Origin of the sequence: Providencia burhodogranariea DSM 19968, from assembly GCF_000314855.2 — a bacterium.
Taxonomy (GTDB): domain Bacteria; phylum Pseudomonadota; class Gammaproteobacteria; order Enterobacterales; family Enterobacteriaceae; genus Providencia; species Providencia burhodogranariea.
In genome coordinates this window covers 484,788-509,843 of sequence record NZ_KB233222.1, presented here as the reverse complement: position 1 = coordinate 509,843, position 25,056 = coordinate 484,788, and the positions used below count along the sequence as shown (strand labels likewise).

The following is a 25,056-nucleotide window of genomic DNA, read 5'->3' as shown; positions in this document are numbered from 1 at the left end:
TACTTCTAATTCACTTTCCCTTACATCGGGATCAGAAATCGAAAATGAATATACTAAAGATAATATTTCAGCTTGCTCCCTTAAATCATCATTTTGGTGATTACGCTGATCGAATAAACGGTTAAACAATTGAGCGTCGGATAGTTGAGCCAAACTTTCCCCCTCTTCCACCCTCTCAGCTATTGCCAAAGAGACTCTTGCATTACCATCTGCAAACTCTGCAATCCTACGAGCATTGTTCTGACCTATATTAGGAAAACGACGAAGCCGTAATTTTTCAGCGACTTCCGGCCCTACTGTCTCTATGTGAATTACATCTGTGGTCTGTGGCTTATCATCCCTAATATCGTAGTACTCAATAGTAATGAGTTTTACATTGTCACATGCAGTAGAAACCCTTTTAGCCAAGTCTGCATGGAGGTCTGACGGACAATTATCAAGGATCATAATTGAATGTCGGTTTTCAGAAATAAGCCTCTCCAACATGACTGTAGCCGACGGCTCTGGTTCAGCACCAGTATCGACATAAACAGCAATTGTTCTATCAAGAGCATCTATTCCAACTGTATCTACAGTTTCATCAAAAAGCGCCTGTACGATACGCGTTTTCCCTACCCCAGATAATCCAGTAATACGAATTGCTTTATTAGTCGTTCGTACAAAGTCTCTCATCGGTCCGATTGCATCCTCAATACTAAGATTCTGACCTTTTCCTGATGGCAATGAGATCTTCACACCTTGTGCGAAAATTATAGTATCTACCACTCCTTGCGGTGGGTTGCTCCATGCCCCATACGGCTGCCAGCCAGAGTACCCTCGACCCAACGTCCTTTTCACCCATAACATCACTGACGGATGTTGGCGCACCCACTGAGTTAGTTTAGAACGGTCATAGAAGCTTAAATGCAAATTACTGCCATTAGGATCTCTGCTCACTGCATCTTGCATGGCTTCAATGCGATTGTTTAGCACTGGAGTAGTACAATCATCAGCTAAGCTGACAATAATATAACTTCCTCCTTGTGCAGCTAATAAAGAAATCGTTGATGATAATTCGCCATTCATAACCATTTCTTTTGTAATAGCATTCCTAGGCATTGAATGCTTTTTTGATTGAAGAATTGTATTCGGCCTTTCAATAAACCCTGTAGTTAATTGCGTTACAGGAACATTAACATGAACATCAATACCATCATCTGGAGCATTGATTGAGCCAGACCAATTTACCCTAGCAGGGCTATGACCATGTGCTGCTACCTCTGCCTCAGAAAGACGAGCAATTAGCTCTTCTAACTGAACATCAGATAGCCCGAGTAATTCATCTTTTTCAATATCAAAGATTGCCACAATCAAGCCTCAATAATATATTGACCTTACTATAATCAAAATATCAACCATATCCTAACCAATATAAAAATAGATGTCTGTAATAACAAATTCAGAGCAGCCTAGACTACCACTGATAAAGAAGTAAACATGCGGAGATACATTACGATTACCGCTAATAAAGAACGATCATTAGTATCTACTAAAAAACATAACATTATATATCCTTCACTTATTTTTACATCATGACTTTTTGAATTCTCTACCTTTGCTCAGCCTTTTATGGAGATAAAAAAGCTATTACAGTGAACATATAAATAATCAAACGATAGCGACATACCACGCAAAAAGGATTGGTTATCACTGCTGAGCCAAGTCGGTGAATATTATTTTTGCGCAACTACAGAATGAAAGAATAAATCGCACATCAATTAGGGTCACCGTACAAATTATTTAACAGGCAGTATGAATAAACACGTCGTTATTCGTTCACATTTTCCGCTTTGTATTCTAGGGCTAAGTCGTATAAATCATTCTTATTAAGATACCAAGGGGGGATATATGGTAGCCCTAATACGGAGTGGTAATAATATAGAATTTTAGAGTAGCCCTCTTTTTTTATTGCCTTATGCCGTAGATACAAACTTCTTGCTGATACATTAAAGCCATAATCTAAAAGTTTTGATTTAACTTTATCTGAAATTGTAAGACTATTATTTGTCTCATAATAAATCGCCCGTTTTGGTTCTTCCTTACAGCAGAGCTCAATCTCAAATGCCCCTAGCGTTCCTAGCCAGTTTCCTTGTGTGCCACCAAACATTCGTTTATGCAAATAAAATTTTCTCATTGTTTTAAGGATTTTTTCAGCATCTGTTTTCGAAACATGCTCTTTACATCGAAAAATTGCAAATGTACTTGGATTCTTCTCTAGTAACCAGATATCAATAAGTCTTTTATAGTAATCCGCTATATTCTTACGAGATATCCGAGATTTTTCAAAATCAAGTTTGGAAATCTTAATTTGGTAATTATTCTTATTAGATGTCATTATTTCCATCGCTCTTTGCTGCATCTTAAACTCAAAAAGTAAGCCTGCACGGATGAACAATAACGATAGTTCTGAACCTAGTTCTTGAGCATATTTATCTTTTTTACTCGAATGTTTTCCACATAAAATAATATTGTGATTTACTAATTCATGATAAAAACGGAGAGGTGCATCAGGATATTCAATGGCATAACAACATTCGACCAGTCGGTTCCTGACAAGAGCGGGCATCGTTGATAAACCTAGTTTCTCATTATTTATCCACTCTGCTGTTGTCTGAACAATGAATTTTTTATCCACACCATTCTCGCAAGCAACGGCGCAAAGTAATGAAAGGCTATAATTTCTTCTATGTTCAATGAATTGTTCGCTAATATCTCGATTATAAGGTGTGCCATCAGAATTATTTTCTTCACTATAATCATGTAAATCTGAAATATATTTATTATCAACAGACAAATATATTTCAAGGGCACTAAGCAGATAATGCTTGGTTATCTCTGCTTGCTTGCCGCTAATCCCTTTCTTCTGGAGTGCCTCATTAATTAGAGTAAGAATGTAGTGATACCAATCAGCTATGGACCTTCCGTAGATAAAACTCATTAAAACCTGACCAAAGTGAAGGGTATCAATCGCATCAAACGCTGCTTTTTGCAAATTTGTAGTAGATGGCATAAGTCAATGTCAAAAAAAGTCATTAATAACTACCAATTTTAGACACTATTCGTCTTCATTACAATCTATCGCATACCAGCTAGGTGGCGAATAACGGAGAGTCGTTATTCAACAAGCAATTTATACTCTTACTGTTCAATGAGGTAGAAAGATGATCCCCCATACTCAAACCGTGAAAATTTTGCGCATACGTGCGGTTATGGCCAAAATTGGCGTCGCCCGCTCAACGATATACGACTGGCTGAACCCAAAGTCAAAACGCTACGATCCCACTTTTCCAAAACAGAGACAATTAGGAAAACAATCTGTTGGCTGGATGGAAGCAGATATAGATGAGTGGTTGCTTAACCGTCAAATAACTAAAAAATGATCATATTGTAATGAGACTAGCGTAGATGGTTTCATCCAATATTAATCTACTTTACTATGAATTAGCTATTACGGACGTTATATTAAAGTTAACGTCCGTTCCTTTATGGCTTAGAGTTGTCTGTTAAGCAGTCTACTTATTTACTCTCGACTCGTCCCAATAGATCGATAACCATCGTCATAGCATTTTGTGTAATCCTTAGCTAAGTAGTCCATCCGATTTAATAACTCAGCAAACTGCTGATCATAATTCTCTCCATTGACATTTAAATGAAATACTCCTTTTTTAGAAAAATTCACTAATGATGCATACCGTGCAGGTGATAAACCTAAAGCACTGCACCATGCCTGTTGAATTAATGCGGCTAAGCTATTATCTGAACTAAATCTCCCTGCTCCATGGTAAAAATCTTTATTAAGTAATAACAAGACATGATAGTGTTTACATTTATTAAGGTTACCTATTTCGCGCACCCACACATACCGTAGGCTATTTCGCCAATGACGTCCCCAGCGTTTATTTTTTCTTAGGCAATCTACTTTTAGTTTAGCTTTTAGTGATTCAATAAAACGTGTTATCTCCCGATTCGAATCACTATATTCGTAATTAACCGGAAAACGTAAATCTACGCGTAAAGCTAAAGTACGAGGAAATTCACCCACCGATTTATTGATTACATTAATGAATAAATCTTTATACTCTATATTATAAGAGTGTCTCATCATCTTATTATACCAATCGGTTATTGTTCCAAACTATTAATCTGTCGGTATGAATAAATATTTAAAATTACACGTTAATAATTTAAAAAACAATCACCACAATAAAGATAAATACTAATGAGTTTTAAATAATTATTTTATAACCCATAACACACATTCTTTAATATAATAGTGAAAGTTGACTTAATTATTATCAAAATGAATTCAATTATTATATCAACTATAAATGGATCATATAATTAAACAGATATTAACATATATTACTATACCGACAACATTAAGCGTAATAAAAATAAATAATTAAAGAATACAGCGCTAGTTAATCATATATTAATAAATTAACAGACTATAATTTCACTCTGATATTAGTTTCATCTTTTTTTACCATAATTTCTTGCGATTCATTGCTACAATCGCAGCTGTAGCAGCTTAATAAAATGAATAAATCGGATTTTTTGTAAATTCATTGTGATTAAATTGCGTACCCTCATAGACCAATCTTGCACCTCGATATGAGTATTCAACCTCAATTGCTTTAACTTTTACAAGATTAGATATTACTCTTTCCAATAGTTTTCCTTTCCTTAAAGAGTTAGGTCCATTACGTCGAATATCATTAAATCTAACATAACCATTATTTCGACGAAAATACTCCCTATCTAACCATGACAATAATAACGCCTCATAATAACCACCTTCATGAGAAAATAAATTAATAGCTTGTTCCATATACCATTCGCACAATAGCCAAGCGCTCTCAACATAATCTTTTTTTATTGCACCGCTTCCTTCTGTAAAATAGCTAAGTAGTGCAGATAGTCTTGCGACATTATTTGGTAGTTTTGAAGCAAAGTCATTCATATTGGCATATTTCTCATCCGGATGAATACGATACTCAATCTCATTATATATTTCCCCCCATTTACATTGAGCCGCTGACTCAAATGATAGAGACCTCCTATCACCAGATTCTTTATTAACATTATTTTCAGTTAATAAATCACTTATCCGTTGATGAAAATAATTGAGATATTTTGATTCATCTGAATGCGATTTAATAAAACGTTCACCTTGAGTTGTTAAACTTTCATCAATAAAGACAGGTAAACAGCGAGCAAAAAAACCACTACCACGCGCTTTTTCTCCTTGACGTTTTAAATATAAATCAAATGGTTTCTTTTGTACCATCATAGATAAAGTAATACGGCCATCCTCTATCGTAAAGCTTTGGGTTGTTTTACGGTCAACATGAAAACTAACACCATCCCACATAGAGTTAATAAAACTTAAATCCTTCATTACCTGTCTATCTAGTATATTTGCCCCCTCATCAGCAATGAGTCCAATATTTGAATGTTGCTCATGCATTGCGAGCTGCAATGCTTCTGGCGTAATATTATTATAAATATATCGATGAGATTTAGGCAATGTAGGCTTTTCAATTTGTAAGCATCGTAAACGTAGTGATTCCACCTCAGTGCATTGATCTTTAGCTGTCTTTTTCCTTATTTTTCCTAAAATTGCTTTTTCTTTCTCCTGCCATATCTGTAATTCAACTGTATGACTTTTTTTACATTCATCAAATTGACGTAGTGAAATCTCATCATGTTGATAAAATGGTTTCATAACCATTCTATCAACTGTCGTTTTTCTTTCTCCTGAATTTGCGATAACAAATAAAAATAACGATACTGGTGATTTTAATGTTTCATTAATATTTACATCAATTAAACTTTGACATGCTAATGAAATAGCACTAATGACTGATGATGCAATTAATGGAATGGGAGCTTGTGTACGCTCTTCAATCTCTAAAATAGTTTCATATAGATGGGGTGGAAATGCATTTAAAGGAAAATGACGCATGGAATAATCTCTCGGTTGTTTGGTTTTGATGTACCTCAATAAACCGCAATTCAAATCGCAAGTCAACACAAACAATAGTCATTATTATCAATAGGTTGAATTTGTACTTAATTAGTTTCCTTTGGACGTAATTAGTTCAGCTCCTATTGAATTAGCTCAATTTAGAATCGATATTTTCGTAATTATGCCATTTCGCTTTTTCATTATCTTATGTTGTACATGAGACATTTGATTATTTTGATATAGGAATAGAGTTGCTTTGTACATCATGTCCTCTCCTTCTGCGCGATTTTATTTTTCTACATTTGGATAAGTGGCAAGTTTATCAAAGCTTACCACTTTCAAATTATATAACTGACGGAATTATCAAAGGTAATGCAAAGCCACCAGCCAAATAATAATTCCAATCACCCACCACTTTAGAATGGCAATAAACTGCTTTTTAAAAAAGTGTTTAAACATGGTTAAGCATCCTTGGCTATTAACAAATACAGCAGCCCAGCGAGTATCGGGTCAATGATAATCCCTAAAATAAACCAAGCCCAAAATGAACGCCCGCTGCTTGATGCAACTATTCCCAATAATAAAGCTAGACCAACCCATAATATGATTAATGGCATAAACATGTTTCCTTTTACGGTAGTGTTTGAGCATGACTAAATTAAAAATGCTTAATTAAAATGATTAGGGTCAGCGAAGATTTTGTGCTTTTGCATTAACTTCGTTGATTTGTGCGTTAACCTTGTCTCTGATATCTGAGATATAAAAGCCCTGTATCAGGTCGGTATAGGCTTGATTGAAGGTATTCTGATAAGCGAGGCTAAAGCAGCTTTTGTCATCGAGCTCGATGGTAATCCCGTTATTTAACGCTAATCTAAAATAACAATCTGCAATTTCAGGGGCTTGCCCTTTAATCAGTGAAAAATCGACGATTTGTTCAAAATGAGTGACGACGGAATCTTTAGCTAACGTTGAAAAGCGTTGCTGGATGTCATTTTTAAGTTCATCGTAAGCGGCATCCTTTTTATCCAGTTTGGCTCGGGCTTCATCATATTCAGTTAGTGCTTGCTGAAGATTGGCTTTAACTGTCATATAGGGCTGTTGTTGGAATAGTATGGCATCAAAGGCATGCTTAACCTGATATTTAAAGGAGCAGGGAAAGATAATTTGGCCATACAGATTAGTCGCTCTATCTTCACATACAGCGCCTTTGGGTGATAAATTATCGATATCTGCATTATTCGCATAAAAAATTTCAATAACTTGTTGTTGTAACGCTTTTAGTTGCTTAATTCTTTCGATAACGACGGGGTCTTGTTCAATATTTTCAATGCGGTAATACGGATTGATATAATCCCTATCAGCATTGAGCTGAAGAATTGCGAATTGAGGTTCACCTTTGATATTGAAGTCATCACTGAATCGAAAGTGTTTGACGTGCTCTGTTTGATAATGCTGTTCAAGATAGGCTTCCAGCTCCGTTTTCATCTTGGCATAGTCTTTAGGTAATGAGGTCGTTGATAACTCGTTTAAGGCTTTTTGGGCATTCAATAGGTAGAACTTCGATAATTGAACTTGTTTGTTTTGTTCCGAGAAGACGTCGCTCGATTTCTGGGTATGTTCAAGAAATTCACCTCTGACAAAATCGATGTTTTGAATTAAGATATCATTGGCATTAAGCGGATTAATTTCGCAACTGTAGCGCACTATATCGCGATTTCGCTTATCTTGCTCTGTACGCCAATCAATAGTTTGGCACATTTGTCGATGGTCAAAAGCATTGCCTACCGTTATGGTACGGTCAATATACGTCACCATTTCTTTGACGGTGGTAATATCCTTATTATCACCGCAGCCTGTTAATAAAATAAAGCTGACTAATAGTGTTGTTTTTTTCATATCAATATTAATCCTACTATCCACTATTTCATTTTGAGATAACGGGAAGGCCAAATTTCTTGAGGCGTTACGCCTATTGCTTTTGCAATGATTTCTTCAGCACGCGGATAAGGCGCACGTAGTGCATTGCGTAAGGTTGAAGGCGATAACCCTGCATTGATTGATAGCTGAGATAATGAAACCCCTTGCTTATGTAAAGCCGCCACAATATCGGCACGATGCCAATCTGTTTCTTTCATAGATGACTTTTCCTTTTTATTGAATTGTGAGAACCTAGCGGTTACACCGTGGTGTAACCGCTAGGGGCAGTTGTTCATGTTAACAAACAGGTTAGATCGAAACTTAGTTTCAATCAAATGGTATTTCTCTTTAGTTAACATGAAGACAATATCAATGGCAGCGATTAATGAATTAAGGTGTTGAATCACAATGAAAATAAATAAGGAATGGTTTCTCGCTAAAGAGCTTATTCATATCCCGGGCTTTCCGACAACCCCACAAGGAGTTAATAAACGCGCACGTTTAGAGAATTGGAAGAAACGTGCTGTAGCGGTTCCCGGTGCTCGAGGTCGTTCATTTGAATATCACATTGATAATTTTTCAACTGAAATTCAGGCGGTGCTGAATCAATCTCAGTCTCTTTCAAATGGGAGTGAGTTGACGTTGAAAGAACAGGAATGGCTAACACTATTTCGTTCGTTGTCTGAGTCAGAGCAAGCTTTCATGCTGTATACGTTAAGACGTAAGGGGATTGAATGGCTAGTGCAGCAAAGTGAATTGTATTGATTATCGCATTGAGGAAAAATGCGCTGGTGGGCTTCCGTTAATGTGTGTGCTGGCAATGTGCCTATACCGACGTACAGTGTAATATTGATGTTATACAATCAGCGGCTTAAGTAATCCCTATAAAATTTTAAATATTTATTTTACCGTTATCATGACACCACGAAAGCGCGTTCTAAATGTTCAATGATAATATCAAACAATGTCTGAACATAACTCATATAGTTTTTACTTATTGAACAATGTACCCTGAAAGATAATCATCTAGTTATAATTAAATTCAAATACATATTACTTCTTTGAAATACAACAGTATTTAATTGTTTTCTATCTTCAAGGAAGCCTATATGAAAATCAATTCGTCATCCACAGCCTCACCTTTTGAGGCTGTTCTCTCTCCACTCCCCACAGCAATCAAACACCAATTACAACATAAGCTGAGCGAACTCATTCACTACTCCCCAACGATAGGCCTAATGGGAAAAACTGGTGTGGGGAAATCCAGTCTGTGCAACGCCTTGTTTCAATCAACAATATCGCCTGTTAGCGCTGTCGGTGGCTGTACGCGTTCACCTCAGCGATTAACCCTATCTTTATCTGGACGAGATATCACCTTCATCGATTTCCCCGGAGTGGGAGAATCACGTGATTATGACAAAGAATATCAACAACTTTATCAATCCCTATTACCTGAACTCGATTTCATTCTCTGGATATTAAAAGCCGATGATAGAGCATGGTCAGCTGATGAAGCTTTTTATCAGTACCTAGTGGGTCATTGCGATTACGCTCCAGAACGGTTTTTATTCGTACTGAATCAAGCCGATAAGATAGAGCCTTGCCGTGAGTGGGATATCCACCAGCAGCAACCGTCGAAGCAACAGCAAAATCATCTATTGGAGAAAGTGAATCAAATACAGCAAGCGTTTAATCCCGTTCATCCTATTGCGGTTATTGCTGCTAACGAAAATTATCAACTCGATAAACTCGCTGAAACTTTAGTACAAGCGTTACCCGCTAAAGCAAGCAGTGCCATCGCTAGGCAGCTGAAAACAGATTACTGCTCAGAAACGGTGATTTCATCAGCCAAAAAAGACTTTGGTCATACGGTTGGTGATTTAGTGGAGGAGCTCATTGAGGTTTTACCTGTCCCAAAGCCCGTTAAGCAGGTCATTAATCACGTTAAAGAACGGCTAGTGTCGGTCGCTGTTTCATTTTGGCGATGGCTATTTTAAACCTTGATTATCACTTTAATGACGCGAGCTTCGGCTCGCGTTTTTTGTTTCTGCTGTTAGGAGTCAGATGATGCCTTTAAATGAATTACACCCGATCACGAAAAAGCGAGTTTCTTCACAACAACGAGATAACTTTTGGTTTCAGCATTTTCATACGGTACCTTTGTGGATCAAGCTTGAAAGCCAAATATTCCATTTAATGGATAGCTTTTGTGATGAATACCACGGGGCATTTTGGGAGTTCTGTGTGCTATCGAATCAAGGCACATTTATTTACCCCGCATTGGCGGAAAAAGAGGTGATCTTATTTAATCCTCATAATGGTAATGAAGCCATCTTGAGCCCTGAGGCTGCAGGAATAGCCGTTTGCTTAATCGTATTTAGTCTTTGGTCATTTAAAACAGAAAGTGAAGTGATGGTTGACCGTTTTTATCAACTACGGGATTTTGCAATTCAACATACTGAAAGTACAGAAATCTTTCATATTATCGATTAAGCCATTCCTCCACATTTAATTCATTCCTCAGTTTTTATTTATCACATTTAATTAATTTTCAAGGAATTCTCATGACTCGTTTAGCTTCCCGCTTTGGTGCGGCGAATAGTATTCGTCGCGACCGCCCATTAACCATTGAAGAATTATTCCGTACTGTGCCGAGTGTATTCTCTGAGGAAAAACACGATTCTCGCAGTGAACGTTATACTTACATTCCCACCATTACCTTACTCGATAGTCTTCAAAAAGAAGGTTTTTATCCGTTCTTTGCTTGCCAAACCCGTGTACGGGATGAAAGTCGTCGTGATCACACTAAGCACATGTTACGGCTCAGGCGCCATGACCAAATTACGGGTATACAAGTCCCTGAAATCATCTTACTTAATAGCCATGACGGTTCAAGTAGCTATCAGATGTTACCGGGTCTATTTAGAGCTGTGTGTCAAAACGGTTTAGTTTACGGGGATACCTTTGGTGAAGTACGTGTGCCCCATAAGGGTGATGTCGTCGATAAGGTGATTGAAGGGGCTTATGAGGTATTGGAAACCTTTGATACGGTTGCTGAAAAGCGCGAACAGATGCAATCTCTTCTATTACCACCACCAGCACAGCAAGTCTTGGCACAAGCAGCTTTGACGTATCGCTTTGGTGAAGAGCATCAACCGATTACTGAAGAACAAGTATTACAGCCTCGCCGTTGGGAAGATAAGAAAGATGATCTTTGGACGGTATATCAACGTTTACAGGAAAATTTAATCAAGGGAGGATTATCGGGCAGAAATGCGAAAGGTAAGCGCGCTCGCACTCGTTCAGTGAATAGAATTGATGGGGATATCAAATTGAATAAGGCGCTGTGGGTGATGACAGAAAAGATGCATGAACATTTTTCTGTCCCAAAAATGATATAATAACGGAAGTGTGTTTTATATAAAACTACACTTTTTTATCTAACACTTGCGCTTTTCAGTATGACTAAAGCAATCCTCTTGCAATCTGCAATTAATAACTTAACTATGCAGGAAAGCTGTCAGCGTAAGTGTTACTATATTACCATCTGAGGTAATATAGCTCATTAATTTATAGGTACTATTAACATTGAAAGGCTCTATGTTTTCATCTTCCCAACCAACTGTATTCTCTTTCTTCGCTGGTAGCGGTTTTTTAGACCTTGGCTTTGAAATGTCAGGCTTTGATATTTCCTTTGTCAATGAGTTTCACAAGCCTTTTCTAGATGCCTATACATACTCACGGCAACAGATGAATTTACCTGCCCCTAAATATGGTTACCATTTAGGTAGTATTGATGAATATGTTAATGGTGACAAAAAAGATGAACTAAAAAATTATGTTATAGAGGCTAAAAGTAAATCCTTAGTAGGCTTTATCGGTGGCCCCCCTTGCCCAGACTTTTCCGTAGCAGGTAAACATAAAGGCTCGGAAGGAGATAATGGTAGGTTAACTAAAGTTTATGTTGATGCAATCATTAATAATCAACCTGATTTTTTCTTGTTTGAAAACGTAAAAGGACTATGGAGAACAACAAAGCATCGCAAATTTTATGATGAAATGAAACAAGTACTTGAAGATGCCGGCTACGTGTTAACGGATAGACTAACAAACTGTATTGAGTATGGTGTTCCTCAAGATCGCGATAGAATACTAATGTTTGGTATCCTGAGTAAATATGTAGAAAATTTGTCTAGTAATCATCTAGAAGCAAACTTTAATTGGAAACAAGAAATCATCTTTGATAAAGAAGTTGTTTTTGACAAGAATTTATGGCCAACAACAAATACATTCAAAGAGATAGCTAATTCCAGACAAATGCTCCCAAAAAAATTAGAGGCTTTTAAAGAACTTACGATTCAATACTGGTTTGAGAAAAATGATGTTTATAAACATCCTAATGCTAAATATTACTTCAAGCCATACTCTGAACGATTTCAAACCGTTGAAGAGGGTGATGTTAGTAAAAAATCATTCAAACGTTTACATCGTTTTAGATATTCACCAACCGCAGCCTATGGGAATAATGAGGTTCACTTACACCCATATCACTCTCGTAGGCTCAGTGCTGCTGAATCATTAGCTATCCAATCATTACCAAAAGATTTTCATCTCCCTTTAACAATGACGTTATCGGATATGTTTAAAACTATAGGTAACGGTGTTCCATACCTTGCTGCGCTAGGAATAGCTAAAACCATTAGAAAATATCTCGGAACATTATAAAAAATAGTACATTTATAGGGCTCTTTTTCATTTATGTGCACATTGAGCCCTAGTACATCTTAACAAGTATTGGTAAGCTAATGATAATTGTATAGGATAAGTTAGGTTAGCTATGAAATTCAAACAGATATTATTAGACATTGAAAAATTAGTTGGGAAACCACTTCAAGCCATCAACCCTAAAACTGCTCCTATATATATTACAAAATTTGATCACGATGTTAAGAGCTACTATGTATCTAATTATCCTAATGAGCTGGAAAATAGCCGTCCTTTTACCGAGCTGGAAGCTATTTGGAATGAATTAGTATACAAAGGTTTTTGTAATGTTGACCAAGCATTATACGGAAGTGGTAGTAGCCGTAACCAACCAGAGACTGTATTTGCACATTTACCGTATATACAGCATTTCCGGTTTAAAGGTAAAAAACATATTTTTTTGCGAAGCACACATGTACATGAATTAGGCTCATTATCTGAACTCACTGGTGATGACCTTAGCATTTTATTATCTAAAATAGATAACTATCTTTCTCTTAGCAATCAAAGCATATCAGTCCAACAAAATGAAATTTTGAACAAACTAAAAACCATTTTAAATCGCGTTGATAGTGAGCCTTCTCATACTTCTATTAGTAACAATTTGAATAGCTTAATAAAATCTCTAACTAATTTAGAAAATAAAGTTAATAATTCTATCGTGACCCTTAAAAATGAATTATATCAAATAAGTGAAAATGATGCCCCCTATGATAGGCTAATAGAAATAAAATCAGTAGAAGATATTATTGAAGATGAGATATTTACGGGAATAGAAAATGAAGTTGAAGATTTTCAGAATGATATTGACGATGATATTAGTTTATCAATAAGTGAAAAATCAAAACATCAAGAACATAATAAAGATGGTTTGCGTATTAGGCATATCACACCTGTATTATCACTTATATATGACCGCCTTAGCTTTGAAGAGATTGAATTACAGCCCGACTTTCAACGTAAAGATCGTATTTGGTCGATGGAAAAAAGATCAAAACTCATTGAATCGATACTAATGGGTCTGCCTTTACCTGCCTTTTATTTTGCAGAGAAAAAAAATGGCAATTGGATTGTTGTTGATGGGCTCCAGCGTATTACAACTGTTTTTGACTTTATGAAAGATCGATTTAAACTAGCCGATTTAAAATCCCTCAATGATGATTATAATGGGACATACTTTAGCGAGCTAAGTAGGCTAGATAAACGCAAAATAAGAGAATACCAAATTACAGCACATGTTATTGATGATGAATCAGACAAAGATGGTCTAATCGTTGAATTATTTCATCGAATTAATACTTATGGTGTTAAATTAAGTAATCAAGAAATACGCTCAGCAATGTATCAAGGATCTAGTGTTACTTTTTTACGTTATTTATCCTCTAGCTCTGAATTTGTTGAATCTACTAACAACAAAGTAAGTCCTCAAAGACAAAAAGACATGGAACTTTGTCTATCTGCTTTATCTTACATTGCATTAGGCTATAAGAACTTTGATTACAGCACCTATAATGAATTTTTATCGTCTGCTATGAAACAAATTAATAAGCATGTAATCCATATAAAAAATAAAGATGGCCTTGATGATGGAAAAGCTCACATATCAAAAGATAGCGACGAACTTTTCTTTCAACTTGAGCGTAAATTTAAGCAAGGCTTAAATTTTGCATATAAAATATTTGAAGGAACTGCATTCAGGAAATCACTGATTGTTGGTAAAAGTGCCCCCATCAGTAAACCTTTATTTGAAGTTGTTGTCGCAACGTTTGCTAATTTAACTGAACAGCAAATGGATAAAATATCTAAAAATATTGATAAATTTATCAAGGAATTTTCCCAAGCTATTGATTCTGATTCCGATAGCTTTGCAGATTGGGACTCAGATAAATACCAAGAAGAAAATCGCGGTTTTATGTACTCAATTACAGCATCTACAGGTAAAAGAGTAACTATCCTTTATCGATTCGATACATTCATAAATATTCTTAAAAAAACAACTGGTATAGAAGTAGATATAAAACCAGTACTAGGTAAGCATAATGATAAATAAATTAGGATTGCATAATTTCAAATCATATAAAGATGAACTAATTGAATTCGCCATGCTAACTGTATTTTGTGGTAATAATTCAGTCGGAAAGAGTACGGCTATTCAAGCAATATCTATACCTATTCAATCTTATTTTAAATCCACCGTTGCACTAAATGGGAATCTAGTTGAGCTAGGTTCTCTCAAAGATATCCATCACCAAAATGCAGATGATACGAGTTTAAACATCGAGTTAGAAATCAATTCTGGAACTATTTCTTGGGGTTTTATAGATATTGATACACAAGAAAATATATCTAATAAACACTTAACTGCACTAACACCTTTTGAAATAACTGCTGAACTAGAATACCTAACAAATAATATACAATATCTTCAAGCTGAACGTTACGGGCCAAGGGTTAATTACGAAATTAAAAAATCTGATAGTTTTCATAAAGATTGGTTAGGAGCTAAAGGAGAGTTTACTTCAGAGTTTTTATCTCAGTCAGCTATTTCTAGGCGTTTGTTTGTAGGTGGTACTGATAATTCCAAAGATGCCCAAATAGATCCTAGATTACACCCTGATGAAGAGCAAGCCTCACTAAATAGGCAGATTGATGCTTGGTTGAAAGAAATTAGCCCGGGAATATCTGTAGCGTCTCAATTATTTGAAGAAGCTTCTACATCAGTAAATATCTTTGAGCAAAATGGTAATAGAAATCTAAAATCTCAAAACGTTGGGTTTGGTGTTAGTTATGCTCTTTCAATTGTGACTGCTCTGCTTTTTACTCGCCCCGGTGGCTTAATAATTATCGAGAATCCTGAAGCTCATTTACATCCAAGAGGACAGAGCTATCTTGGACGTTTAATTTCCCTTACAGCTCAAGCTGGGGTGCAAGTTATTATCGAAACTCACAGTGATCACTTAATTAATGGAATGCGTTTAATGCCTAGATTAGGTAAAGTGAACTGTGAAAAAATCAAGATTTATCAAGTAGTAGCTGATTCAACCGAGAAGTGCAGTAAAGTTATCCCTATAACTGTATCACCAGAAGGAGAGCTATCTCAGTGGCCAACTGATTTTTTTGATCAACAACTCATTGACATGGACATATTGATGAGTGGTAAAGAACCTGAGAAAGAATCTGGTAAAAAATAATGAATATAATCATTGGCTTTTCTAATTTTAGTTTTGATGTTCAATCTTTTAGCAGCTTTAAGGAAATACAAGATCAATTTGATAAATTCAAGTTGATAAAAAGCCAACTTAACCAAAAAGGTGTTTTCTCATATTTAGCATATGATATTCTCGAGGATCAGTACTATAGTCAATCTCTAGTGCAGCAATTTGCTAACTTTTCCTTTGGCAAAGACAAGCAAGTAATTGCAGCTTTTAAAATGCGGTTAGAACGAGAATATTATATTGGCTTTAACAGACAATATTCAGGATCAACACTAAAAGACTTATCTCGTTCACCAAGTGAATCTAATCAAGTTTGTTATACTTTGTATGCTCCAAATGGGTTTAACTCCACCGAGTATACTAGCATCAAAAATATAACAGAATTCTCCTCGTATTATGAGGATATCCTTGGGCGCTACCCCATCAGCATAAAAAGCTACTATGAACGTGCGACAAGCCATTTCACAAACATCATTTATCATGATGATTGTGAAATGACGTTAAACCGTGTCCATGATGGTTTTTGTAATTATTCGATAGCTATAACTCAGTGTCTACGCGCTTTAAATGATTCAAGCCCATTTACTGGCAGAAACTTTATTAGACTTACTAGAAGTATTGGTTCGAAAGCTGGTTATGATTGTACCCCACAAGGTCATTCACATAAGCACTTTCAATTTAAGTTTGAATATAATGGGCAGATATACCCAAATTTGAATTGTAATCATCATTTGAAACCTTCTAAACGCAACAATGAAGGGGATACTAAACATTACCATAAACGTATCTACTTTGGGTTTATTCCAATAAATGAATCGGAGTATAAAATAGCAATAGCTGCCATAGGGCCACATATTTCAACTCATAATTCCCAAGATCGGTACGCTCCTGAAAGCTAATCAAAAGAGGGAGCCTAAACCTATCAATGTTTTTTAAACAATAGTAAATATGTTAGATTAACTCTATGGCTGTTTTTTCATTCCACTTATTCATTGGCTTATAAACCATATATAGTATTATGATTAAGTTATCAAACAGTTTTTTTCATACATTATTTAAATTTAATCAAAATATTTTTAGGCACCTTATTAGGCACTTTTTAAAAGTTGAATTGAACATTAGCACTATAAAATCATTTAGTTAAGCGACGAATTCAGACTCCGCCAGCCACCCGTGAAGAAGACAGTTTAGTGCTCAGTACCCTCAGTGGTGACAAAGGCGTTTCATTGAATGCGGGCAATAACTTGGTGGCAGAAGGCGCCCAAGTCGATAGCCAAGCAGGTAAAATCAGCGTCTCAGCGAAAGATGTCACCATCACAGCAGCAACCCAAGACACGCACGCGCTAGACCAAGAGCAAACTCGCAATGGCAGCAGCAAAGGCTCCCGAGTCGATGAAACCTCATCTCATGAAGTCGTCGGCAGTACATTCAGCGGACAAAACGGCGTCGATATCACGGCGCGTGATAAAGACATCACCGTTACGGGTAGCACTATCCACAGTGAAAAAGGCGAAATCACCCTTGATGCAAAACAAAATGTGACACTCAATACCGCCACGGAAGAAAATAAAAAATATGTTGAAGAGCAGCGTAGCAGTAAAGGCTTCTTAAGCTCCAGCAGTGAGCACACCCTCCAAAACGATGAAACCACGCGAGAAAAAGGTAGCTTGCTAAGTGGCGAAAAAGTGACCATCAACGCAGGTAATGACCTGACCGTCAAAGGCTCCTCGGTGGTCGCAGAAAACGATGTCACCTTAACCGCTGGCAACAATGTTGATATTACTGCCGCGACGGAAACAGACTCTCACTATTTACTTGAAGAGAAGAAAAAAAGCGGCTTAATGAGCAGCGGTGGCATTGGCTTTAGTGTGGGTAAACAATCCTCTCGCCATGAAGTGGATGAAAAAGGCACCACCCAAAGCCAAAGTGTCAGTACTATAGGCAGCACACAAGGTAACGTTAATATCACCGCAGGCAACAAACTGCATGTGGGCGGCGCTGACCTGATTGCCCAAAAAGACTTAAACCTCACGGGTGACAGCGTACAAATCGACCCGGGATATGATGAACGGACTCGCACTGAGACATTTGAAACCCAGCAAAGTGGGTTTGGTATTTCGCTCTCTGGCAGTGCAGGCAGCGCCCTCAATACCGCCGTCAGCACCGCACAGCAAGCTCGCAAAGAAAGTGATGGTCGTTTAAGTGCCCTGCAAAACACCAAAGCAGTATTATCCGGTGTTCAAGCGCAGCAAGCCGTTGAGTTGGATGGACTGAAAACCGATGCGGCAAATGCACATAACCTTGCCAACAACCTCAAACCGGGCGATAAAGGCTATCAAAAAGGCGCGACCAATACGGTTGGTGTTAGCGTGTCTTACGGCAGCCAATCGTCGAAAAGCGAAACGCATACCGACAGTCGCCAGTCGCAAGGCAGCACCTTAAATGCCGGACAAAATCTGTCGATTACCGCAACGGGTAAAAATAAAGACAGCAACCCAGACAGCGGCAATATCACGGTCGTCGGCAGTGAGCTCAAAGCGGGCAAAGACTTATCTCTGTCTGCCACGCAAGATATCAACCTTGTATCAGCTCAAAACACCGAGCAGACAAACAGCAAAAATAGCAGCAAAGGCAGCAGTGTCGGGGTTGGTGTGGGTGTGGGTGCAGGCGGCTACGGGGTCAATGTCTCAGCCTCCGTCAACCAAGGCAAAGGCCATGAAAAAGGCAATGGCCTCACCCACACCGAAACCACGCTGGATGCAGGCAACAAACTCACCTTAAACAGTGGGCAAGATACCACCCTCAAAGGGGCGCAAGTCAGTGGTGAACAGGTCACTGTCAATGTCGGTCGTGACCTCACTTTGCAAAGTGAGCAAGACAGCGACCGCTATGATGCCAAACAGCAAGAGGTCAGCGTCGGTGGCGGTTACACGATAGGTGGCACGCCAAACATCAATATCAGTGCCAGCCAAGACAAGATACACAGCAACTACGACAGTGTGAAAGAGCAAACCGGTATTTTTGCCGGCAAAGGCGGCTTTGATGTCAACGTCAAAGAGCACACCCAGCTTGATGGCGCAGTGATTGCATCAACGGCGGACAAAGACAAAAATCGCCTCGATACGGGCACATTAGGCTGGAAAGATATCGACAACAAAGCCGATTTTACTGCCGAACACTCTGGCGGCTCTATTGGCACGGGCGGCCCGATTGGTAGCCAACTTCTCACCAATACCGCGGGCGGGTTACTCTCTAACGCCAATAACAGCGGCCACGCCGAAGGCACCACGCAATCGGCGGTCAGTGAAGGCTCCGTGATTGTTCGCAATGACGACAAACAAAAACAGGATGTTAATGAGCTCAACCGTGATACCGAGCACGCCAATGACGGCAGCATCAACCCGATATTCGATAAAGAGAAAGAACAAAACCGCTTGAAACAATCCCAGTTGATTGGTGAAATCGGCAATCAGACCATGGATATCATCCGGACCGAAGGGGATATTGCTGGCCTGAAAGCGCAAAAAGACCCTGATGCCCTTGCTATTGCCAAAAAACAGCTGGAATCTGAGGGGAAAACACTTACTGATGACGCCATTAAGCAACAAGCCTACAACAACGCCATGGCACAATATGGCACGGGCAGCGACTTCCAAAAAGCGGCTCAAGCGGTTACAGGGTTGCTGCAAGGACTCGCAGGTGATAATTTAGCAGGCGCACTGGCGAATGCCTCGTCGCCGTACTTAGCGACGTTGATAAAACAGCAAGTTGGCGAAGATAATAAAGCCGCAAATGCCATGGCGCACGCAGTATTGGGTGCCGTGGTCGCTGAGCTAAATAACCAATCTGCCGTTGCTGGTGGATTAGGTGCCGGTGGCGGTGAGTTGTCCGCTAAAGTGATTATGGATACCCTCTTCCCGGGCAAGAAGGTTTCAGACTTAACCGAAAGTGAGAAACAGCAAGTCAGTGCGTTGAGCCAATTGGCTTCAGGATTAGCTGGTGGTCTTGCTACTGGTGATGTGGCGGGTGCGATTACTGGCTCGCAAGCAGCGAAGAATGCGGTTGAGAATAACTATCTGAGTGACTCAGAGAATCGCAAAAAAAATTCACTGGAGCTGAAAGAGAAGCAAGGTAAGATAACCGAAGTCGAGCAGCGGAAACTGGCTGAGCTACGTATTAAAGATACAGAGACAACCCAGAAACTGCTTGATACCTGTGCCGGCGGTGTTTCACCTGCATGTACTGCCGCCAGAAAAGAGGCGTTTGAGGCAATAGATACGTATGTCAGTCTCACGTATCAAAATCCAAAAACGGCACAGGCTGGCTATCAAGAAATTGAAAGGCTATTGAATTCGACTTCACCGGAAGCACTGCAGGCGTATAATCTGTTGGAATCTTATACTGAAGCGTTTAAAAACTTTGGGTATACCGATGAAGAAGCACGTACTCGTGCAGGTATGTATGTAGGGTCGATTTATCTATTGGGTGGTATGTCAGCGGTCGCAAACTCAGGAGCGTTAGTAAAACAGTTTGGGAAAGATGTTGCTAAGCCAAATGTCAAACCAAATGAAAGCTCATTGACTGGTAAGCCTTCACCTAATGTAGTAGAAGATGCGATTAGAAAGAATTTAGAAGCAAGTCAGAAAGGAAATGAATCTTCGAAGTTTGGGGATTACTTGACTAAAGAAGAACAGGTATTTGCTAATAAAGCCCAACAAGAACTTGTAAGTGAAATTGGTAAATTCAAATCTAATACTCAAGCTGAAAAAGTTGCAACAATGATCGGTGCTTATGATTCTAAAACAGGCAAAACAGCAGTTGGATACAGTAATAAAGCAATTGATGCTGATTCATTGCATCCAACAACAGTAAACTATATTGAGAAACAACTAGGCGTTAAAATAGGGGAATTCGCGAGTTTTTGTAAAAATAAAGCTGGGGCATGTGCTGAGGTGTCAGCGGCAGACTCTTTGGTTCGTCAAGGAGCCAAACCTGAAAATATTAAGTTTACAGATGCTTTACGGCCTAAAGCTTTTAGGCAAGAGAATGAGAATTTAAATTCAGAAAAAGTAACTGTTGAAACATGTGGTAATTGTAAAATCACATGGCCAAAAGGGACAAAATAATGAGTATATCTAATAATGGTTGGGAACCAGATTTTGGAGCTATCTATACTTGGTTTGCAATGGATAAACAAGGAAAAATAGCTTTAATGGTAAATAATTGTTGGGGTTGGCTACCCAACTCTCTTTTGTCCATTAATAATTTTGAAAGCTTGTTAGATGAACTTAATGAATTTAAATGGGAAGAATCTGAAAAATATAAGGTTTATCCTGAAAATAAGAATGGTAAAACTATCCTTGATTTGTATTCTCCTCTTGGGCATAAAAACGCTGAACATAGAGCAAGTATTGAAGAGTGGGTAGATAAACACCAAAATGAAGAACTTAATGAAATTAATATGCCATCTAGAAAAGGCTTTTTTATATATCATGGAGTTGAAGGTAGTAAGGAAGGAGAAGACTATCCTGTTGGTTTTACTGGTGAAACTAAAATGGGAGACTATTTTAGGTATTTAGTACCAACGATATACGCTTCAATCAATGATTTTCCTGAAGAATTACGTCATGGAATAGCTGTTTCCGATACAATAGATTTTACTATCGATAGAGTATTGGATAACGATAAAATCAACGAATACTTCCCAAAAATGTACGCCAAGTAATAATATAATTAAGGAGATTTTAGCGTAATGCTAAGATCTCCTTAAATTTTTATGCGTTACTCCCCCTCAGCCAACCGGATAATCAACTGTCCGGCTTGGCGAGTGAGGGTGTAGTGGCTGCCTATCTCAAATCCCAGTTCCTTCAGCCACTTACCGCTAATGGTCAGTTGTGGGCTGGGGTTGGGTTTTCCTCGGTTCGGCAAGTAACCCACTGAATATTGTCTTGATTTTGCTGTCTCTTCTTTAGCTGCTTGTATTTTATATCTACCTAAATCGGTGGCAGAACGGTAAAACGTACGTCGGGAAAATCGGTTCGCTGGGTAAAAATGCTCTTTGAAAATGTGATGTTAACTGGCTGAATGCACTAGCAAAAAGTGGTTTTATCTGCCCGTTTTGCAATGGAATGAGTTGTTGTTGAAAATAACTCAATGGCACTTGGTGGAAACCTTGGGTTCTTATTTGCTGATATCCCAGATTGTGATGCGAGCTGTAAAGCAGACATAACTAAAGGCATTAATAATGGTAATTTAGTTGTGTCTGGAGCGTCGATGGGCGTCGTTGCAGCTGGCTACTCATTAGTTATAGCACCAGAAATGATAGCAACTGTTCGAGCTGCTTTAACAGGCTGTAAAGCAGCACCTGTAATATGCTTAAATGAAGTGGGTATATTTACAGCAGAGGTAGTAACACCGGGAGGAACTGGTGCCGGCGGTGCATTGATTATTGGTAAAACAGCACAAGAAGTCTCGACAGTTAAACAAGTAATACAGTCAGAAGCCAAGGCTGGTAAGATTAACTTGAATCAGTTGACGAGTGCGGAGTCAACAGTAATAAACTCAGGTAAAGATATCCTTAAGTTGCCTAATGGAAAACAAGGGACAGTCATACAGAATGCATTAGAACCTCATGAATACCAGCAAGCATTAGATATTGTTAAATATAAGGGCGGTAATTTTAAAGGAGTTGAAAAAGAAAATTTCCAAGGAATAGATGGATGGCTAGATGGTGTTCCGGTCCAATTAAAATTAGTAGAAGGGCAGAGCATCAACGCTGTTAGGCGCAATATTGTGAGTGGTGCCAAAGATATGCAAAAAGCTGGCTATCAAGGGGATCTATATGTGGATGCATCTAAAACAGGTGTAAGCATGAAAGAAATGATTGACCACTTTAAATCTGGCTCTGCAGTTAGCAATATCACAAAAGAAGGCACGGTAAATAATATTTACATTAAAACACAAGATGGCTGGCTTAATGTTACAAGTGGCTCAATTAGTACCAATGGAGGAAAATAATGTCTAACGAAATTTTATTTCCAATTAAAAAGCTTCCTCAATTTGAAGATATCCTCAATAGTATCATCGATGGGTTTAATGACTTTTCTTTGTCTACAAAACAATTAACTATAGGTATATCAGCTAAAAAAGGACTAAATTTACTTGATAAGTTTATCTATATACACGACCACCAATATGATTATTTTTGTTGGATAAGTTTTAACTTTATTGAAGAAAATCTACGTGATATAGATGATATAGAGTACCCATACATGGTAAGTGTCTCCACAAGAGGTGAGAGCAACTTAAAGTTCTCAGTTTTAATTTTGTATATAATATCTAGCTCATTGAATTCAAGAGTAATTTATGATGATGCTTATTTAATCCAAGCTAAAGAGCCTTATCCATCTTCTGAATTAAAACTATTTGTTGAGCGTTACATTCAAGATCTTTACCCTATTAATTAATGAGACGATCCCAGTTCTCTGCTGGGATCGTCCTTAAATATCTTACTCATTCTCAACCAGCTGGATAATCAACTGTCCGGCTTGGCGAGAGAGGGTGTAGTGGCTCCCCACCTCAAATCCCATCTCTTTCAGACACTTACTGCTTAAGGTGAGTTGTGGCTGGAGTTGGGTTTACCGCGGTTAGGGGCGTAACCCACTGAATATTTCTGATTTTACCCCTCCCTTCCTCTTTAGCTGTCTAGCTTTTTGCCTTACAACTGCGCACTAATGCCAATCGTCGAAAAGCAAAAGGCGGCTTTGATGTCAACGTCAAAGAGCACACTCAGCTTGATGGTGCGGTTATACAAGTCAAAATTTTGCAGAAAATAATAAGAATCTTAATGTGAAAATTTATCAAGGCTCTACGGGGAAAAATAAATAATGAATAGTGAACTAATCAAATATCTGCATTCTGTGTACCCTGAGTTGCCTATTGATTTAGGGTATATGAAAGGTTATTCAGATGAAGAAATTGGTAAAATCGAGCACCTATACGATATTAAGGTTAAAGACCAGTTGTATGATTTTTTAACAAGCATTGGTCGTTGCAGTGGAGGGCTTTTTGGTGACGACCCTCTGTTTTTTTATCGAAATGGACAGACGGTTAGAGGTAATATCTTATATCAAGATGCATTAAGAGATGAGCTTCCATCTATCCAAGAATATAATCTGCGGAAACAAAAAGCATTATTCATATCAGTGGAAAGCTATACTCAGTACTTCTTCTTACTTACCGAATCTGATGATCCTAATAGGGTCTATCAATATGATGAAAATGAAGAGACTATAGAAGCTACTGATTGGGATTTGAAAAACTATCTAAGGTATATTGTGAATGTTTATACTCGTAATTATAAAATAAAAGCGCCTTTCAATGAGTCAGGTGAGCTTATTATAATTTAAATTATAATCTCAAAAATAGAGATCCCAATTTATCACTGAGATCTCATTATTTGTTTTTACTCCCTCTCTGCCAGCTGGATGATCAGTTGCCCAGCTTGGCGTATGAGCGTGACTGTCCACTCCCCATTAATTGAGACACATCAATTTAGAGTTTTCTCGTTGTTTTCTATATGCCTCCGGTGGGAGGTGATTTAAACTTTCATGTGTTCGGTTAAGGTTATAATCTTGCTGCCAAAACCAAACCATTTCACGCACTTGGCTCAATGATTTAAATAAATAGGCATTTAAAAATTCACGACGGAACGAGCCATTAAATCGTTCGATAAATCCATTTTGTTGTGGTTTACCCGGTTGAATATGACATAACGCAATTAGATTATTTTCACAATAATTCAATAGATTAGCTGAAATAAGTTCAGGGCCATTATCCACGCGAATTTGTTTCGGTACCCTCTGTCTATTTTTAAACGCTCAAGTACTCTGATGACACGCTCTGCTGGCAACGAGGTATCCACTTCAATCGCCAGACATTCACGCGTTCCCTCATCTATAATATTCAATGTTCTGAAACGCTTACCGCAATATAAACTGTCATGCATAAAATCTAATGCCCACTGAACATTGGGTATTTTCTCGACCATTAACGGTCTTTTTTCACGTATTGGAAGGACTTTTTTGACTCGACGTTTTAGATTTAACCCTAAGCGACAATAAACGCGATAAACCCGTTTATGATTAAAGA

Annotated in this window: 21 protein-coding genes and 1 pseudogene; 14 read left to right on the top strand and 8 right to left on the bottom strand. The window is 38.0% G+C overall.

The features are described 5' to 3' along the window. Positions 1–1,807 precede the first annotated feature (1,807 nt). Positions 1,808–3,049 (bottom strand): hypothetical protein, encoded by a 1,242-nt coding sequence (locus OOA_RS02085; protein WP_008910468.1) that lies wholly within the window; start codon positions 3,047–3,049, stop codon positions 1,808–1,810. A gap of 151 nt (positions 3,050–3,200) precedes the next feature. Between OOA_RS02085 and OOA_RS02080 the strand changes: the two genes are divergently transcribed. Beyond that, the gene (locus tag OOA_RS02080; RefSeq protein WP_008910467.1) at positions 3,201–3,419 is read left to right on the top strand and encodes an AlpA family phage regulatory protein; all 219 of its coding nucleotides are present in this window, start codon (positions 3,201–3,203) and stop codon (positions 3,417–3,419) included. 140 nt (positions 3,420–3,559) lie between these two features. Here the strand turns inward: OOA_RS02080 and OOA_RS02075 are convergent, their stop codons facing one another. The 5 genes from OOA_RS02075 to OOA_RS02055 form a co-directional block, all read right to left on the bottom strand. Beyond that, positions 3,560–4,144, bottom strand: coding sequence for an inovirus Gp2 family protein (locus tag OOA_RS02075; RefSeq protein ID WP_008910466.1), 585 nt, complete (start codon positions 4,142–4,144; stop codon positions 3,560–3,562). 426 nt (positions 4,145–4,570) lie between these two features. Then, complete coding sequence (locus tag OOA_RS02070) at positions 4,571–6,007, bottom strand: YfjI family protein (RefSeq protein WP_008910465.1); 1,437 nt, start codon at positions 6,005–6,007, stop codon at positions 4,571–4,573. A gap of 464 nt (positions 6,008–6,471) precedes the next feature. Continuing rightward, positions 6,472–6,627, bottom strand: a complete 156-nt coding sequence (locus OOA_RS20415; RefSeq protein ID WP_008910464.1) for a hypothetical protein — start codon at positions 6,625–6,627, stop codon at positions 6,472–6,474. 70 nt (positions 6,628–6,697) lie between these two features. After that, a complete protein-coding gene (locus OOA_RS02060) occupies positions 6,698–7,906 on the bottom strand; it encodes a hypothetical protein (protein ID WP_008910463.1) in 1,209 nt (402 codons plus the stop codon). 23 nt (positions 7,907–7,929) lie between these two features. Beyond that, complete coding sequence (locus OOA_RS02055) at positions 7,930–8,145, bottom strand: helix-turn-helix domain-containing protein (protein WP_008910462.1); 216 nt, start codon at positions 8,143–8,145, stop codon at positions 7,930–7,932. 190 nt (positions 8,146–8,335) lie between these two features. On the opposite strand from OOA_RS02055, the gene OOA_RS02050 reads away from it, so the two are divergent. The 10 genes from OOA_RS02050 to OOA_RS02005 all read left to right on the top strand — a co-directional run bounded on the left by OOA_RS02050 (position 8,336) and on the right by OOA_RS02005 (position 21,631). Further along, positions 8,336–8,692 (top strand): DNA-binding protein, encoded by a 357-nt coding sequence (locus OOA_RS02050; protein WP_008910461.1) that lies wholly within the window; start codon positions 8,336–8,338, stop codon positions 8,690–8,692. Positions 8,693–9,036: 344 nt separating this feature from the next. Beyond that, the gene (locus OOA_RS02045) at positions 9,037–9,924 is read left to right on the top strand and encodes a GTPase family protein (RefSeq protein ID WP_008910460.1); all 888 of its coding nucleotides are present in this window, start codon (positions 9,037–9,039) and stop codon (positions 9,922–9,924) included. A gap of 70 nt (positions 9,925–9,994) precedes the next feature. Beyond that, positions 9,995–10,420, top strand: a complete 426-nt coding sequence (locus OOA_RS02040; protein WP_008910459.1) for an antirestriction protein — start codon at positions 9,995–9,997, stop codon at positions 10,418–10,420. Positions 10,421–10,491: 71 nt separating this feature from the next. Then, positions 10,492–11,328, top strand: a complete 837-nt coding sequence (locus OOA_RS02035) for a DUF932 domain-containing protein (protein WP_008910458.1) — start codon at positions 10,492–10,494, stop codon at positions 11,326–11,328. A 199-nt stretch (positions 11,329–11,527) separates the two neighbouring features. Next, positions 11,528–12,652 carry a DNA cytosine methyltransferase gene (locus tag OOA_RS02030; RefSeq protein WP_008910457.1) on the top strand — a complete coding sequence of 375 codons (1,125 nt, stop codon included), beginning with the start codon at positions 11,528–11,530 and terminating at the stop codon, positions 12,650–12,652. 112 nt (positions 12,653–12,764) lie between these two features. Next, positions 12,765–14,741 carry a DUF262 domain-containing protein gene (locus tag OOA_RS02025; RefSeq protein ID WP_008910456.1) on the top strand — a complete coding sequence of 659 codons (1,977 nt, stop codon included), beginning with the start codon at positions 12,765–12,767 and terminating at the stop codon, positions 14,739–14,741. Then, positions 14,731–15,882, top strand: coding sequence for a DUF3696 domain-containing protein (locus OOA_RS02020; RefSeq protein ID WP_008910455.1), 1,152 nt, complete (start codon positions 14,731–14,733; stop codon positions 15,880–15,882). The genes OOA_RS02025 and OOA_RS02020 overlap by 11 nt, the downstream gene beginning before the upstream one ends. Then, positions 15,882–16,805: a hypothetical protein gene (locus OOA_RS19725; protein WP_008910454.1), complete on the top strand. Its 924-nt coding sequence runs from the start codon at positions 15,882–15,884 to the stop codon at positions 16,803–16,805. Before OOA_RS02020 ends, OOA_RS19725 begins: the two co-directional genes overlap by 1 nt. Before the next feature lie 291 nt (positions 16,806–17,096). Further along, positions 17,097–21,032, top strand: coding sequence for a hemagglutinin repeat-containing protein (locus OOA_RS19720; protein WP_008910453.1), 3,936 nt, complete (start codon positions 17,097–17,099; stop codon positions 21,030–21,032). Then, on the top strand, positions 21,032–21,631 hold the full coding sequence (locus OOA_RS02005) for a hypothetical protein (RefSeq protein WP_008910452.1): 600 nt from the start codon (positions 21,032–21,034) through the stop codon (positions 21,629–21,631). The genes OOA_RS19720 and OOA_RS02005 overlap by 1 nt, the downstream gene beginning before the upstream one ends. 56 nt (positions 21,632–21,687) lie before the next feature. Here the strand turns inward: OOA_RS02005 and OOA_RS19915 are convergent, their stop codons facing one another. Then, positions 21,688–21,843, bottom strand: coding sequence for a SymE family type I addiction module toxin (locus tag OOA_RS19915; protein ID WP_008910451.1), 156 nt, complete (start codon positions 21,841–21,843; stop codon positions 21,688–21,690). Positions 21,844–22,059: 216 nt separating this feature from the next. Between OOA_RS19915 and OOA_RS19715 the strand changes: the two genes are divergently transcribed. The 3 genes from OOA_RS19715 to OOA_RS01990 all read left to right on the top strand — a co-directional run bounded on the left by OOA_RS19715 (position 22,060) and on the right by OOA_RS01990 (position 24,314). Beyond that, positions 22,060–22,923: a hypothetical protein gene (locus tag OOA_RS19715; RefSeq protein WP_008910450.1), complete on the top strand. Its 864-nt coding sequence runs from the start codon at positions 22,060–22,062 to the stop codon at positions 22,921–22,923. Next, positions 22,923–23,372, top strand: coding sequence for a hypothetical protein (locus OOA_RS01995; protein ID WP_008910449.1), 450 nt, complete (start codon positions 22,923–22,925; stop codon positions 23,370–23,372). The genes OOA_RS19715 and OOA_RS01995 overlap by 1 nt, the downstream gene beginning before the upstream one ends. A gap of 420 nt (positions 23,373–23,792) precedes the next feature. After that, positions 23,793–24,314 carry a hypothetical protein gene (locus OOA_RS01990; RefSeq protein WP_008910448.1) on the top strand — a complete coding sequence of 174 codons (522 nt, stop codon included), beginning with the start codon at positions 23,793–23,795 and terminating at the stop codon, positions 24,312–24,314. Positions 24,315–24,440: 126 nt separating this feature from the next. On the opposite strand, the pseudogene OOA_RS01985 reads toward OOA_RS01990, so the two are convergent. Beyond that, a pseudogene (locus OOA_RS01985) lies at positions 24,441–25,056 on the bottom strand (integrase core domain-containing protein); the annotation flags it as partial.

What these genes read in the sequence shown, in the direction of transcription:
- OOA_RS02085 (WP_008910468.1), bottom strand. Translation starts at nt 3,049, where the DNA reads ATGCCATCTACTACAAATTTGCAAAAAGCAGCGTTTGATGCGATTGAT.
- OOA_RS02080 (WP_008910467.1), top strand. Translation starts at nt 3,201, where the DNA reads ATGATCCCCCATACTCAAACCGTGAAAATTTTGCGCATACGTGCGGTT.
- OOA_RS02075 (WP_008910466.1), bottom strand. Translation starts at nt 4,144, where the DNA reads ATGATGAGACACTCTTATAATATAGAGTATAAAGATTTATTCATTAAT.
- OOA_RS02070 (WP_008910465.1), bottom strand. Translation starts at nt 6,007, where the DNA reads ATGCGTCATTTTCCTTTAAATGCATTTCCACCCCATCTATATGAAACT.
- OOA_RS20415 (WP_008910464.1), bottom strand. Translation starts at nt 6,627, where the DNA reads ATGCCATTAATCATATTATGGGTTGGTCTAGCTTTATTATTGGGAATA.
- OOA_RS02060 (WP_008910463.1), bottom strand. Translation starts at nt 7,906, where the DNA reads ATGAAAAAAACAACACTATTAGTCAGCTTTATTTTATTAACAGGCTGC.
- OOA_RS02055 (WP_008910462.1), bottom strand. Translation starts at nt 8,145, where the DNA reads ATGAAAGAAACAGATTGGCATCGTGCCGATATTGTGGCGGCTTTACAT.
- OOA_RS02050 (WP_008910461.1), top strand. Translation starts at nt 8,336, where the DNA reads ATGAAAATAAATAAGGAATGGTTTCTCGCTAAAGAGCTTATTCATATC.
- OOA_RS02045 (WP_008910460.1), top strand. Translation starts at nt 9,037, where the DNA reads ATGAAAATCAATTCGTCATCCACAGCCTCACCTTTTGAGGCTGTTCTC.
- OOA_RS02040 (WP_008910459.1), top strand. Translation starts at nt 9,995, where the DNA reads ATGCCTTTAAATGAATTACACCCGATCACGAAAAAGCGAGTTTCTTCA.
- OOA_RS02035 (WP_008910458.1), top strand. Translation starts at nt 10,492, where the DNA reads ATGACTCGTTTAGCTTCCCGCTTTGGTGCGGCGAATAGTATTCGTCGC.
- OOA_RS02030 (WP_008910457.1), top strand. Translation starts at nt 11,528, where the DNA reads ATGTTTTCATCTTCCCAACCAACTGTATTCTCTTTCTTCGCTGGTAGC.
- OOA_RS02025 (WP_008910456.1), top strand. Translation starts at nt 12,765, where the DNA reads ATGAAATTCAAACAGATATTATTAGACATTGAAAAATTAGTTGGGAAA.
- OOA_RS02020 (WP_008910455.1), top strand. Translation starts at nt 14,731, where the DNA reads ATGATAAATAAATTAGGATTGCATAATTTCAAATCATATAAAGATGAA.
- OOA_RS19725 (WP_008910454.1), top strand. Translation starts at nt 15,882, where the DNA reads ATGAATATAATCATTGGCTTTTCTAATTTTAGTTTTGATGTTCAATCT.
- OOA_RS02005 (WP_008910452.1), top strand. Translation starts at nt 21,032, where the DNA reads ATGAGTATATCTAATAATGGTTGGGAACCAGATTTTGGAGCTATCTAT.
- OOA_RS19715 (WP_008910450.1), top strand. Translation starts at nt 22,060, where the DNA reads ATGGCACTTGGTGGAAACCTTGGGTTCTTATTTGCTGATATCCCAGAT.
- OOA_RS01995 (WP_008910449.1), top strand. Translation starts at nt 22,923, where the DNA reads ATGTCTAACGAAATTTTATTTCCAATTAAAAAGCTTCCTCAATTTGAA.
- OOA_RS01990 (WP_008910448.1), top strand. Translation starts at nt 23,793, where the DNA reads ATGAATAGTGAACTAATCAAATATCTGCATTCTGTGTACCCTGAGTTG.